General features: G+C 64.7%; 11 protein-coding genes. 5 read left to right on the top strand and 6 right to left on the bottom strand.

Annotation, left to right across the window (positions count from 1 at the left end):
• The first annotated feature begins 2 nt into the window (after positions 1-2).
• Positions 3-3,485 carry a M6 family metalloprotease domain-containing protein gene (locus tag V3330_RS10000; RefSeq protein WP_354695275.1) on the top strand — a complete coding sequence of 1,161 codons (3,483 nt, stop codon included), beginning with the start codon at positions 3-5 and terminating at the stop codon, positions 3,483-3,485.
• 80 nt (positions 3,486-3,565) lie between these two features.
• Here V3330_RS10000 and V3330_RS10005 read toward each other — a convergent pair whose 3' ends face one another.
• Together V3330_RS10005 and V3330_RS10010 are read right to left on the bottom strand one after the other, a co-directional pair.
• The gene (locus V3330_RS10005) at positions 3,566-3,973 is read right to left on the bottom strand and encodes a hypothetical protein (protein WP_354695276.1); all 408 of its coding nucleotides are present in this window, start codon (positions 3,971-3,973) and stop codon (positions 3,566-3,568) included.
• Between the two features lie 74 nt (positions 3,974-4,047).
• On the bottom strand, positions 4,048-4,404 hold the full coding sequence (locus V3330_RS10010) for a hypothetical protein (protein WP_354695277.1): 357 nt from the start codon (positions 4,402-4,404) through the stop codon (positions 4,048-4,050).
• 307 nt (positions 4,405-4,711) lie between these two features.
• Between V3330_RS10010 and V3330_RS10015 the strand changes: the two genes are divergently transcribed.
• From V3330_RS10015 to V3330_RS10030, 4 genes are all read left to right on the top strand, one after another.
• Positions 4,712-5,548 carry a helix-turn-helix transcriptional regulator gene (locus tag V3330_RS10015; protein WP_354695278.1) on the top strand — a complete coding sequence of 279 codons (837 nt, stop codon included), beginning with the start codon at positions 4,712-4,714 and terminating at the stop codon, positions 5,546-5,548.
• A 60-nt stretch (positions 5,549-5,608) separates the two neighbouring features.
• Entirely contained in the window at positions 5,609-6,913 is a 1,305-nt protein-coding gene (locus V3330_RS10020) for an integrin alpha (protein WP_354695279.1), read from the top strand.
• 269 nt (positions 6,914-7,182) lie between these two features.
• Positions 7,183-8,265 carry a hypothetical protein gene (locus V3330_RS10025; RefSeq protein WP_354695280.1) on the top strand — a complete coding sequence of 361 codons (1,083 nt, stop codon included), beginning with the start codon at positions 7,183-7,185 and terminating at the stop codon, positions 8,263-8,265.
• A gap of 41 nt (positions 8,266-8,306) precedes the next feature.
• Positions 8,307-9,620: a DUF2254 domain-containing protein gene (locus tag V3330_RS10030; protein ID WP_354695281.1), complete on the top strand. Its 1,314-nt coding sequence runs from the start codon at positions 8,307-8,309 to the stop codon at positions 9,618-9,620.
• Between the two features lie 206 nt (positions 9,621-9,826).
• Here the strand turns inward: V3330_RS10030 and V3330_RS10035 are convergent, their stop codons facing one another.
• The 4 genes from V3330_RS10035 to V3330_RS10050 all read right to left on the bottom strand — a co-directional run bounded on the left by V3330_RS10035 (position 9,827) and on the right by V3330_RS10050 (position 13,703).
• Positions 9,827-10,105 (bottom strand): hypothetical protein, encoded by a 279-nt coding sequence (locus V3330_RS10035; RefSeq protein ID WP_354695282.1) that lies wholly within the window; start codon positions 10,103-10,105, stop codon positions 9,827-9,829.
• Between the two features lie 552 nt (positions 10,106-10,657).
• The gene (locus V3330_RS10040) at positions 10,658-11,596 is read right to left on the bottom strand and encodes an alpha/beta hydrolase family protein (RefSeq protein ID WP_354695283.1); all 939 of its coding nucleotides are present in this window, start codon (positions 11,594-11,596) and stop codon (positions 10,658-10,660) included.
• An 80-nt stretch (positions 11,597-11,676) separates the two neighbouring features.
• Positions 11,677-12,918, bottom strand: a complete 1,242-nt coding sequence (locus V3330_RS10045; protein ID WP_354695284.1) for a metal-dependent hydrolase family protein — start codon at positions 12,916-12,918, stop codon at positions 11,677-11,679.
• Between the two features lie 47 nt (positions 12,919-12,965).
• A complete protein-coding gene (locus tag V3330_RS10050; protein ID WP_354695285.1) occupies positions 12,966-13,703 on the bottom strand; it encodes an aspartate/glutamate racemase family protein in 738 nt (245 codons plus the stop codon).

The following is a 13,703-nucleotide window of genomic DNA, read 5'->3' on the forward strand; positions in this document are numbered from 1 at the left end:
ATATGTGCCGCCATGCCGTTTATCCCGCGCGTTCTTCCGTTCGTGCCGCATTTTTTTCGCTGATTTTTCTGACCGCCGCTTTCAGCCAGGCCGTTCTGGCGATGCCGGCGAACCCCAGGCCGATCCACGAGACCCAGCCCGACGGCACGCAGATCACCGTGTACCTGCGTGGCGACGAGCATTACAACTGGACCGAGGACGCCAACGGCTTCACCGTGCTGCGCGAGAAGGGCTGGTTCGAGTTCGCCGAGCGCGGACCGGACGGCCGCCTGCGCCCCACCGGGCTGAAGGTCGGCCACGATAATCCGGCCGCCGCCGGCCTTGAGCGCTCCATCAAGGCTTCGGCCGCGGTGCGCGCCGCCGGGGCCAAGGGCCCGGCCGCCAGTGGTTCCAGTGGTTCCGGCTCCGCGGCCCAGGGCGTTGCGCCCGCCGGCAACGTCAAGAACCTGGTGGTGATGGTCCGGTTCGCCGACCACGTTGGCCGTACCCTGCCCACCGCGGCGGACATGGACGTGCTGTTCAACGCCGTCGGCGGCGATGCCACGCTGGCGCCCACCGGCAGCGTTCGTGATGTGTATTACGAGAATTCCTACGGCCAGATGACCCTGGTCTCCGACATCAATCCCGGCATTGGCGACTGGATCACCGTCTCGCAGACCGAGGCCTATTACGCCAATGGCAACTCGGGCGACTCCACCCTGTGGCAGGCCCTGCGCGAAGCGCTGGACCAGCTCGACGCCGTCATCGACTTCAATGATTACGACCTCGACAACAATGGCCGCATCGACTCCATCGCCTTCATCCATTCCGGCTACGCGGCCGAATGGGGCGGCACCGATGCCTATGGCACGCATTATTCCGACCGCATCTGGTCGCACCGCTGGGCCATTCAGCCGCAGTGGAATTCCAACGACGGCGTGTCGGTTTTCGACTATCACATCAGCCCCGGCGTGTGGGGCACTTCGGGCTCCAACATCGGCCGCATTGGCGTGATCGCACATGAAACCGGCCACTTCTTCGGCCTGCCCGACCTCTACGACATCGACAGCAGCGGCGGCGAAGGCATCGGTTCCTGGGGCCTGATGGCCAACTCCTGGGACTTCAATTTCACTCAGCTCTGCCCGCCGCATTTCTCGCCCTGGTCCAAGGTGGATCTGGGCTGGTACACGCCCACGGTGCTCTCGCAGCCCGGCCAGTACGCGATCAACCAGGCCGAGACCCACCCCGAGGCGTACCGTATCGATTCCGGCTATCCCAGCGGCGAGTACCTGTTGATCGAAAACCGGCAGAACGCCGGCTTCGACTGCACCATCCCGCAGGGCGGGCTGGTCATCTGGCACATCGACGACACCGCCGACTACGACATCGAAGGCTATCCGGGCCAGTCCGGCTGGCCGGGTAACGGCAACCACTACCGCGTGGCGGTGCTGCAGGCCGACGGCGATTACGATCTGGAGCGCGGCAACAACCGCGGCGATTCGGGTGATGTGCACCACGCCGGCGGCGTCGATGCGATCGGCCCCGGTCCGGGGGGTGATCCCAACACCGATGCCTACAAGAACGGCAACATTATTGTCACCGGGCACGTGATTTCCGATGTCTCCGCCTCGGGTTCGTCGATGACCTTCTGCCTCAACGGCTGCAGCGGTATTCCGGCCCCGACCGGCCTGAGCGCCACCGCCCAGGGCACCAGCGCCATCGCGCTGGCGTGGAGCGATAATTCCACCGACGAGGATGGCTTCACCATCGAGCGCTCGTCCGACGGTTCGAGCTGGTCGACCCTCGCCACCACGGCGGCCAACACGACCGCCTACAACGACTCCGGCCTCGGCGCGGCCAGCACCTGGTACTACCGTGTGCAGGCCTTCAACGCGACGGAAACCTCGAGCTGGTCGAACACCGCCAGTGCCACCACCGACGACGTACCGCCGGCCGCGCCGACCAATCTGCAGGCCAGCGCAGTATCGGATTCGGCCATCGATCTGACCTGGGTGGACCAGGCGGGCAACGAGGATGACTACCGCCTGGAACGCTCGGACGACGGCAGCACCGGCTGGAGTCTTCTGGCCAACCTCGGCGCCAATTCCACGGCCTACAGCGACACCGGCCTGAACGCCAGCGAGGATTATTTCTACCGGGTGCGCGCCGGGAATGCGTTTGGCGATTCGGCCTGGTCGAATACCGCCAGCGCCACCACCGACGACCCGCCGCCGTACACCGATCACGTGGCGCAGTCGCAAAATACGTCCGAGGGTTCGGTATCGGGCGGCCTGAGCGCTACTCACAACGACGACGGCTCGGCGCAGCAGATCACCGAAACGCAGTCCAAGGGCAACCCCAGCAAACGGCGCAGTTCGCTGGCCACTCGCTACACGTTCACGATTCCCGCGGGTAACAGCGCCACCCTGTTCGCCAATGCCTGGAGCGGCGGCTCGTCGGATAACGACGAATTCGAATTCCGCTTCTCCACCGACGGCAGCAGCTTCAGCCCGGTATTCACGGTGTCCTCGACCTCCTCCGGCAACCTGCAGTCCGCGGCATTGCCGGGGAACCCGTCCGGCACGGTGTACGTGGAAGTGATCGACACCGACAACGGCCAGGGCAACAGCCAGACCGACACGGTGAACATCGACCACCTGTACATCCGGGTCGACAACCAGCCAACGTCGCCGCCGGCCGATCCCTCTGGGCTCAGCGCCAACGCGGTGGCTTACAACCAGGTGGATATCGCCTGGACCGACAACGCCAACGACGAGACCGGCTACGAGGTCGAGCGCGCGGTGGGTGGTGGCGGCTTCAGCCTGCTGATCACCCTCGGCGCCAATGCGACCAGCTACAGCGACACGTCGGTCAGCGAACTCACCACCTACACCTACCGGGTACGGGCGCTCAAGGGCGCCACCGCCTCGGGCTACAGCAACACGGCCCAGGCGACCACGCCCGAGCAGCCGGTGACGGTGCCCGCCGACCCGACCAATCTGTCGGCCAATGCCGCGGCACACAACCAGGTGGACCTGTCGTGGACGGATAACGCCAGCGACGAGACCGGCTACGAGGTCGAGCGTGCGGTGGGTGGCGGCGGCTTCAGCCTGCTGACCACCCTCGGCGCCAATGCGACCAGCTACAGCGACACCTCCGTCAGCGAACTCACCACCTACACCTACCGGGTGCGGGCGTTCAACGGCGCCAACGCATCGGGCTACAGCAACACCGCCCAGGCGACCACGCCCGAGGAGCCGTCCGGTTCAATCACGCTTTCGGCCAATGGCTACAAGGTGAAGGGCCGGCACAATGTCGATCTGAGCTGGAGCGGAGCCGCGGGCGGCAGCGTCGATATCTACCGCGATGGTTCATTGCTCACCACCACCGCGAACGACGGCGCCTATCACGACAATATCGGCGCACGTGGCGGCGCCACCTACGACTACCAGGTGTGTGAAGCCGGCAGCAGCACGTGTTCGGGCACCGCGACAGTGGTGTTCTAAAGGTCCGCGCCTACCCCTCCGGGTAAAGCGAGCCGGCCGCCTTTCGGGGCGGCCGGCTTTTTTGTGTGGCCCGGTTTTGTTTATACGGGCCAGCTTTTGCGGCGTTTTGGAGCTGTCTGACGGCCGGATGCGAGGGCTCGGAAGATGCCCCACATACAGGCTCCCATGAAGACCGCCGTGCTCACGGTCAGGTAGCCCAGAAACCACGTGATCATGGATCTCCCGGGCAGAAACATCGGCACCACCAGCGCCGTCGCTCCGAGTCCGTAGGCTGCGTGCGACCACCAGGAGTCCGCCTGGACGTTCTTGCCCGTGGCCGGCGCGGTTGCCGTGTTTGAGTGCGGGGTTTCCGGCTCAGGGTTGACGCCGTCGGGTGCGGCGGGAAGGGTCGCTGCGGTTGCTGACCGCTGGTGATCGATGGCGGCCGGAACTTTACGGGTACGGGCGCGCCGGCCGGCCATTGCCGGCAGGGTGTGCTGCTTGCTCATATGTGACCTCCAGACCTGCCGTCGTCCAGTGGGGGAACGGCAGGCCCTGTAGGGTTCAAAACTGAATTGTGGTTTTAAGCGGAGGTGTAGAGCAGCGGAGGTGCCCGGATGCCGGGGCGTGCGAAGGTTTGCCGTCCGTTGGACTCCGTGGTGATACGGATTGCCAGCTGGCCGGTGGAAAATGTGGCTTGCGGAGTGGCCGCAGCAGCCGTGGCCGCGGTGGGATCGGACTGGGGTTCGAACTGAAGCGCGCGGGCCGCGGCGCTCCACTCGGTGTCGATGACGTGAACGAGGTTGCTGTCGCCACGCAGCACATGGACGTCGATGCCAAACTGTGACGCCCGTTCGGCCGCCACCTGGGCGGTCCACAACAAGGCGAACCACAGGCCGGTCGCGGTCAGCCAATGGCGTGAAGTTCTGCGCACCATCATCGAAGAAATGTCCAATAGCCGGCAACGGTCGGCCTGGTCAGGATATGGTGCCGCACGCCGGCGCATTCAATCAAGCACACAATCACGGGCCGCCGGGCCCGTCTCGATCCCGACGCCCGTGTAACGCATGCCTGATTGAATGCGCCGGCTGCATGAACCCGATGCACTTCTGACTGCCGCAGGCTCGCCTCGGCCCGGCGCAGCTTCGCCGGTCTGGCCGCTGATCGCCATTGTTAACGCCTCACCGCTTGGATACGATAATCGTCGTAGTTTGTCGTGGTTGTCGTAATTTTTCGGAGGGTCATCCATGGAACCGGTTCGCTGCCCGTTCGACGAGGTACTGCATCACAGTCCTTCGTTACTGTTCGGCGAATTCCGCTGCCGCGTGCAGGAACCCCGGTTCACCGACACCGGACCCATCGAAAACCATCTGCTGGTGGTGCCGAGCCGGCCGGTGGAAATTCATTTCAGCCGTGGCCGCAGTGTGGTCGCCGACCGCACGCGGGTACTTTTCTACAACCGCGGTACACGGTACCGCCGCGAGGCGCTGAACCGGTACGGCGATCATTGCCTGTGGTTCGCGTTCGCGGATGACCAGTTGGCACAGCGTTGCGGCGGCCCGGCGCACCGGCCGTATCGCGATCCGGTCCGGCACCTGCCGCAGAGTGCATACCTGGAAATCCGCCGACTGTACGCGCGGGTCCGCAGAGGGGCCGCCGATCCGCTCGAAGTCGAAGACACGGCGTTCTCGCTGCTGGCGCGGCTGCTTGAGACCGGTGTCGAGACCGGACCGGTTTCGGCACGGCAGCAGCGCACCGTTACCGCCGCGGAGGCGTATCTCGCGGCGCACTACGGCGAGGCGGTGCGTCTCGACGAGGTGGCCACCGCCGTGGCTTGTTCGCCGTTTCATCTGAGCCGCTTGTTCCGCCGCCTGCGTGGCATCGGCTTGCACCAGCATCTTTCGGAACTCCGGCTGCGCGACGCGGTGGACCGGGTGTGTGACAGCGACGAGCCGCTTACCGATATCGCGATGGATCTGGGCTTCAGTTCTCCAAGCCACTTCAGCAGCCGATTCTCAGATCGCTTGGGCGTCACTCCCAGCCGGTTCCGTCAGCAGTGGATGGAAACCCGAGCAATTTCCTGAAAGCCGGATCGTCCGGGAATTCCTATCGTGTGGTTTGGAAACCACCGAGGGAATCTGTCCATGTTCAAGTCTCGTACTCTGGCGGTCGCAACCGCTCTGGCCTTGTGCCCGGCCGCTGCTTTCTCCGCTGATCCGAATTTTGTCGAAGCCGACGTCGACGTTGTCGCCACCCTCCTCACCGAGCAGCCTGGATCCAGCTTCGGCTGGGTCGCCGAGGACCTTGGCGACATCAGTGGCGACGGTGCCACCGATTTCATCGTCACCGCTCCGTTCCTGGTGGACGGCGGTGGGAATTCCACGGGCCGGATCTACCTGTACTCCGGCGCGGACGGCGCGTTGCTGGCCACACACACGGGTAACGCCGGTGAGTTGCTCGGCTTCAGCGCCAGCCTGGCCGGCAATCTCGATGGCGACGGCGTGAATGACTATGTCGCCGGCTCGCGGGTACGCCTGGTGGCCTATTCCGGCGCCGATCACTCGGTGTTGTGGGAAATCGCGCCGCCGCAGGGCATTGGCTTTGATGTCGATACCGCGGGCGACGTGACCGGCGACGGCATCGACGAGATCATCGCCGGCGCCACCGGCACGTCCGTCAATGGCGGCAACAGCGGTGCCGCGTACCTGCTCGATGGTAACGACGGATCGGTGCTGTGGCAGTTCAACGGCTCCGAGTCGTTTGATCTGGCCGGCAGCGCGGTGGGCCGGCTGGGCGATGTCAGTGGCGATGGCGTGCCGGACGTGTTGGTCGGCGTGCGCGGTGGCGGGCACAAGAACCGCGGCATCGCATTCGCGCTGTCGGGCGTCGATGGCAGCGTTCTGTACGAGATGGCGCCGGTGGGCCGCTCGGCCGTTCCGGGCGGCAGCTTCGGCACCTTCGCCACTTTCCATGCCGCTGGCGGGCGGGATGTGGACGGCGACGGCATCGGTGATGTCTTCATCGGTGATTTCGGAGCCACCCGGGGGCAGCAGAATCCGAATCGGGGCGGCGGCAATGCCAACGCACCCACCCCGGTGGGCGGCACCGGCCGTGCCTATGTGTTCTCCGGTGCGGACGGTACCCGGCTGCATGTGATCAATGCCGAGAACAACGGCGACGGCATCGGCCCGGGCCGCCTGGTCGGCGATGCCGACGGCGATGGGCTGGCGGACATCTACGTCGCTGCATTCACCTTCGGGCCGAATGCGGAAGGCAAAGCCTATCTCTACTCGGGCGCCGACCTCAGCCTGCTGCGCACCATGACCGGTACCCAGCCCGGCATCTTCCTCGGCGTTGACGCACTCGGGCTCGCCGACGTCAATTTCGACGGGATTCCCGATTACCTGCTCACCGGCTTCGAGGTGGTCCACATCATCGCCGGTAACTGAGCGGTACACCGCCCGCGCGGCGGACCCGCACGCGGGGTCCGCACAGGAGTCAGGGCCGGCTCCGATCCCACGTCTGGGGTTGGAGCCAGCCCTGATTCCTTTTGTGGACTTCTTCTTTGGTTCAGCAGAGATTCACGTGGCATTGGCTAAAGTCAGGGCCGTAAGCTGCCGCCGGGCGGGGGCTGTGCCGGCATCGGTGCTCAGCGCACCGTGCAATCGTCACCCCGACGCGCGCCCTGGCGTCCCTAATCGTTGTGGGAGACCTGACCATGTCACTGAATGTACGCACCGGCGCGATTGTGCCCGCCAGCATGCTCATCGCCTTGTTGTGCCTGCTGAGTTTTCCGGCCCAGGCGCTGTACGAGAATTACCTGTCGAATTACACCACGCCGATTCCGCCGGCCTGCGTCACCAACGTGCCGGTTCTGGACGACTTCAATTTCAGTGGCAGCGAAGTGCTCAGCGACGAGGTCGTGACCTGGATCGATACCGAGTTCGTGGAACAGGACCTGGCCATCACCGTGTGGCAGATGGGTTGCCCCGAACCCGGCCGGCGGATCTTGATGGTCACGCTCGAGCTGCTGGATGATCAGGACGGGGTGGCGGACATGGCGCTGCTTCCCTGGGCCTGGGGCAGAGTGGCCGGCGACCCGACACGCTACCGCTTTCGGCTGAATGTGGAGCCGAACACCAACCAGGCACGGGATGATGTCACCGGCCTCCTGTACGAGGGGGTCGAATCCACCTTCATCATGGATACCCCGGCGCCGCTGGCGGAGGACTTCAATGCGGACCAGATCATGCTGGCCGGCCAGTACAACGGAGCCTTCGAACTGGAACTGGAGGACCCGGAGGGCTTTACCTCCATCGTGCAGATCCCGCGGTACAAGGGCACGCTCACCGCTCCGGACATGACGCTGACTGGCCGTCTGTCCGGCAACTGGGTGACCCCGGGCGCGGCCGACCAGGGTTTCGTGCTGGCATTCGAAGAACTGGCCGAGGAATCCGAGGGGCTGTTCTTCCTTTCCTGGTACACCTACGATGGCGCGGGCGATCTGCTGTGGCTCACCGGCGCCGCCACCTACGACCTGCAGGCCGCCGCCGTCAGTTTCGATATCGAACTGGTGACCAATGGCCAGTTCCTGGGCGGCAAGCCAGCCGACCGGCAGGTGGTCGGTAGCGGCACGATCAGCGCGTTCGACTGCTACGACCTCGAGTTTGTTTACGATCTTTCCGCCCTCGGGCTGGGCTCGGCCATCATCCCGCTGCGCCGGTTGTTCGCGCTCGAAATCCAGGGTTATGCCTGCGGTGATTCGGCCACTCGCATCGAGCACATCAACGACGGCGGATAAGGCTGTGTCATGATGGTCCCATCGCCACCGGGGGTACCGGCATGCTGGACCGTCTGCAGTTTCTGCTCAATCGCATCAGGGAACGCCTGTGGGTCAGGCCACTGATCATGGCCGTGCTGTCCGTTTTCGCCGCGTTCGTCGCCAAATCGGCGGACCATGTGGCGTTTCTGCAGTCGGTGCCGGAAGTTTCGTTCGACTCCCTGAAAACACTGCTCTCCGTCATCTCCTCGAGCATGCTCGTCATCGCGACCTTCTCGGTCGCTTCCATGGTTTCGGCATACGCTTCGGCCAGCGGCACGGCCACGCCACGAACCTTTCCGCTGATCCTGGCCGACGATGTATCCCAGAATGCGTTGTCCACCTTCATCGGAGCCTTCATTTTCAGCATCGTGGCCCTGGTCACGCTGCTCAACAGCTATTACGACACGGCCGGCCGCTTCGCGCTGTTCGTGCTGACCCTGGCGGTGTTCGCCGTCGTGATCCTCACCTTCGTCCGCTGGGTCGACCGAATCGCCCGGCTGGGCCGTCTGGGCACGACAGTGGACAAGGTCGAGGCCGCGGTTCAGGCAGCCGTTAATCGCCGCAGAAAACGCCCCTGCCTCGGTGGCGTTCCCCGCTCATCGGCACCCGGTGAAGAGGCCGGGGTGGCGGTTTTCACGGATGACATCGGCTATATCCAGCGGATCGACATGGAGGAACTGCAGCACTGCGCCCGTGCGCATGGCCTGCGGGTGTCGATCGATGCCCTTCCGGGAACCTTCATGACCCCGGACCGCCCGCTCGCCCGGGTGAGCGCGGATTCTGACGAATCAGACGAAGCCGAAAAATCGGACAAACCGGATCAATCGGACGAACCCAAGCGACCGACCGTCGAAGACATCGAACGTATTCGACGGGCGTTTGTGATCGGCCACGATCGGCTGTTCGATGATGACCCCCGGTTTGGCATCATCGTGCTGGCGGAAATCGCCAGCCGCGCCCTGTCGCCGGCGGTGAACGATCCGGGCACGGCCATCGACATCATCGGCACCCTGGTGCGCTTGTTGATGGCCTGGAACGAGGAACGCTCCGAAGACGATGACGACGGCCCCGAATACGATCGTATCCGGGTGCCGCCGATATCCGTGGACGATTTGTTCGACGACGCGTTTACCGGCATCGCACGCGACGGGGCGGGCACCATCGAGGTGGCCACCCGGCTGCAGAAAGCCTTCAGAACGCTGTCCTCGACGGATCGTGCCTCGCTGTCGTCGGCCGCCAATCACCACAGCCGGCTGGCGCTGGAGCGCGCGCGCCTGAAGATGAGCCTGCCGGCAGACTTCGAAAAGCTCCAACAGGTCGCCAACGGCAACTGAGCGTTACGCCGCGCCCCATCGAACGACCGGAATGACCGGGGTCTGAGAATGACCGGGGTCAGAGTAAAGGGACAGAGTAAGCTCTTCTTTACTCTGTCCCTTTACTCTGACCCCAACGCTTAAGCTTTTCCTTACTCTGTCCCTTTACTCTGACCCCAACGCTTCCCGAGGCTTCGGGGTCGGGCAGGCGCGTGACGCATTAGCGGCTAGAAGGCCGGGCACTGGCTGCCGAGCAGTGTTGTCAGGCGGCTGTAGTTGCGCGTTCCGCTGCCGTAGCCTTCGACCTCGGAGCTGAATTCGAACACCAGTGTGTCGCAGTCGGTCCAGGTCAGCGTCCAGGTGCCCCAGGTTTCCAGCGTGACATCGTTGGGGTCGAAGGATCCGCCCCAGGGCGTGAAGCCGGTCGGGTAGAGCACCTCCATCGTCACCGTTCTGTCGTCGGCCTGCGCCATGCCCAGCATCCACATCTGCTCGCCGTCGATCACCGCGTTGAATCACGCGCCGGCCTGACCGGAGAATTGCTCCGGATCCAGCGTTACGATGTGGACCTCGCGGTAAGCCGGGAGGGGACCGGCTGCCCTGTGTCCCACCCTGCACCGGCGCGGTGCCGTCGAAGTCCTGAGGCCGGGGCCGGGGGTGGTCGATTACCGCGGTGAACGCCTGCGGCAGCGGGCCGACCGGTTCCGGCAGGTCGAGTTTACAGACCAGTTGATCCCAGATGCGCAGGTCCGGATCCTGGGCGAATCTATCACCGGGGTGCACGAAAAGCAGCAAGGCCAGCCAGGCGATGGTGCAATGCCGCATTGAGTGGGTATCGGTCGATGCATGCACGGACATGGCGGGACCCCATCGTATTGACGGAGAAATGTGATGACTTCGGAATCAGCCTGAAGCATCGATACTCCACTGTCCATAGGGAACATTTTGAGGGATTACAGCGCACGTCGCGGTTGTTGTTGTGACCGCGCGCGTACCCGGATACCCCGTTTGGTCCCAATCGCACAGAATGTATCGGGATTTTGTGAGGCGATTGCCGCCTACTTATCGGGCCAGCAGGCCTCCGTCTGCCAGTCCACCAACAGCTGCGTCAGCGCGATGCGGCTGGCCGAGAAGGAATGGTCGTCTTCAAGGATTCGATCGGTCAGGTGCCGGGCGCCGGCTTCGTGCAGTGCGGCGAGCAGCGGCTGGTGATGGTTCTTGGGGGGGACCGCTTCATCGCGGGTGCCGGCGACGAGCAACAGCGGCCGGGTGGCCAGTGCCGGGGCTCGCAGGGTCAGGTCCCAGGCTTCCGCCTGGTCGACGATTTCACTCACCATGGCGTGTGCATCCCCGCGGATCGGGCCGCCTTCGGCATCCATGTCGGCGCCGAGCATGGACGCGAGCTGGCCGCGGAATTCCGGATCGGCAGCCGCCTGACGACCGAACGGACCCACGTTGGCGCCGGCCAGGAAGGCGAAGCAGGTGATGTCTGGATCACTCGCGGTCGTAACCGCGCCCACGAAGCCGCCGAAACTGTGGCCGACCAGGGCCACACGCGCGGGGTCGGATCGGTGCGCTGCTGCCCACGCGGGATCGCGCGCCAGCGCCACCGCGCGGGCCACGTCTTCAAGCGCGTTGGCAACGGAGAACGGACCGCCGCTGCCCCAGCTGCCCCGGTAATTGAAATAGAGCACATTGCTGCCGGCCCGCCGCAGGGCCTGGGCAAGATCCAGGTTGCGCTCGTTGCCGGCATAGCCGTGCAGCAGCACCACGGTCGGATGCGGCCCCGGGCCGTTGGCCACGTACATCAGCCCGTTGAGCTTGTGCCCACCGCTTTGGAAGGAAAGTTCGTGCATCGCCGGCGGGTATTCGGCGTCGATCGCGACGGTATCGTGGGTGGCCGGGTGGCGGTTGGATTCCTGCGCCGTCGCCGTGTTGGCCACGGCACTCAGAGTGGCGAGTACGAGCAGGAATCCGGCACTCACTTTCGTTGGCATCGTCATTCTCCGCGGCTGACGAGCCAACATGGTAGCCGATTGGCCGCAGGGTGCGACGCCGTGATCGCGGCCGGATGGGTCTACAGCTCGTTCTTGAAGAACGCTCCGTTCTGCATGATGGCGCGCAGGTGCGCGCCCTGATCCTGCAGCAGGTTGAGGTCTTCGAGGGGATTGCCATCGACGACCAGCAGATCCGCCAGTGCGCCGGGCGCGACGACGCCGAGCCGGCCTTCCTGCATCAGGATGCGGGCATTGACGGAAGTCGCGGACTTCAGGATTTCGACAGCGGGCAACACTTCAGCGCGGATCAGGAACTCCTCGGACTGTGCTTCGTTCAGCTCGCCCATCAGGTCGGTACCAAAACCCATTTCGACACCGGCCTTGCGGCAGAGGTCGAGCATATTGACGCCACCCTCATTGACCAGGCGCAGCTTTTCCATGATGACCGGGGAAAGTCCCATGTCTTCGCCCCGCTTGGCCGTCTCCGAGTAGGCGACCAGGGTCGGCACCATGAAGGCGCCCTTCTCGGCCATGAGTTCAGCCGTGGCCTGATCGATCAGGTTGCCGTGCTCGATGGTGCGCACGCCGCACTCGACCGCGAACCGGGTGGATCGCGAGGTATAGGAATGCGCGCACACATACTTGTCCCAGGCCTGCGCTTCGTCCACGGCGGCGCGTACCTCTTCCTCGGAGAACTGGCGCCCGTGCAGCGGGTCGTAGGGTGAGCCGACGCCGCCCGAGACCAGCAGCTTGATGTGGTCGGCGCCCTTGCGCAGTTCGTCGCGTACGGCACGGCGCATTTCCGGCACGCCGTCGACGATGCGGGTGAGGAACTCCATGGCGTTGTCGCCGGCGGAACAGGCACAAGGCACGGCCGAGTCGGTCAGCTTGCGCTGGTCGCCGTGTCCGCCCGTCATGCTCATCGCCCGGCCACCGATGAACAGCCTCGGCCCGGGTACGACACCTTCCTCGATCGCACGTTTGGCGCCGAAGTCGCCACCGGCGACATCGCGCACGGTGGTGAACCCCCGCGACAGGATTTCGCGCAGGCGCCCGGTGGCATGGAGCGCCATCAGGGTGTGCGGCATGTCCGCGGTATGGGCGTAGTTGATGAAAGCGGAGTAGATGTGCACGTGCGCGTCGATCAGGCCCGGCATCAGGGTGCGGCCGCCGATGTCGAAGACGGTGGCGTCTTTGGCTCGGATGGGCGATTCGGAGACCTCTTTGATCTCGTCGTTCTCCACCGCTACGTTCATGCCCGGCTTTCGTTCGTCCGAGACCCCGTCGAATACGGCGCAGTTTTCAAAAATCGTGATGCTCATGGATGACCTTTTCGATGAATTGGGTTAAGCACGTTGCACATGCGGCGCTAGTGCCGGTGCTGCGCGCTGATGGCGGTGGCCGGAAAGGCAATGCCGCTGTGGGACAGACCGGAGTGGATCAGCATCGCCAGCGCGTTGAGGGTTACCGCGAAGGGGTCGATGAGTGGCACCGAAAGTCCGCGGGCGTCGAGCGCCTCGCCCAGCCGGGCGCTGAACGGTGCGAAACCCGTGCAGCACAGAATCAAGGTATCCGCGCCATCGCTCTCCACGGCCTGAACCGCGGCCTCGGTCAGCGCCTGTAAAGTGTGACCGGATTCCGCTTGCAGTTGTTCCGGCGGAATGTCGACTTGCCGGCATGAGGCCAGTCGGGCGTTTAGCCTCGTGCGCCGGGCGTATTCGTGAAAATAACGCGACGAGAAATCGGTGGTCACCAGCAGGCTGAATCGGCGGCCCAGCAGGGTGGCGACCTGCATCGACGTGATGCCGGGTCCCAGAACCGGAATCGACACCGTTTCGCGCAGCACCTCGATGCCGGGGTCGGCCATGCAGTCGACCATAAGGCCGTCGATGCCCTCGGCCTCGGCCTCGAGCGCGTTGCGCACCAGTTCCGGCACGGCGTACGACAGCGCCGTCATGGATTCGTGGGCTTCGACTTCGGGTGGCCGGGCCGGAGCCGCGACACTCAGGTCGAGGTCGTCCCGGCCGTAGCGCGTGCGCAGTTCGCCGGCCAGCGCCTGCAACTCCGGCTCTGGTACGACGAAAGCTTCGAGCACCCGCACCTGCAT

The sequence above is a fragment of the Elongatibacter sediminis genome, assembly GCF_037892215.1.
GTDB lineage: Bacteria > Pseudomonadota > Gammaproteobacteria > Xanthomonadales > SZUA-36 > Elongatibacter > Elongatibacter sediminis.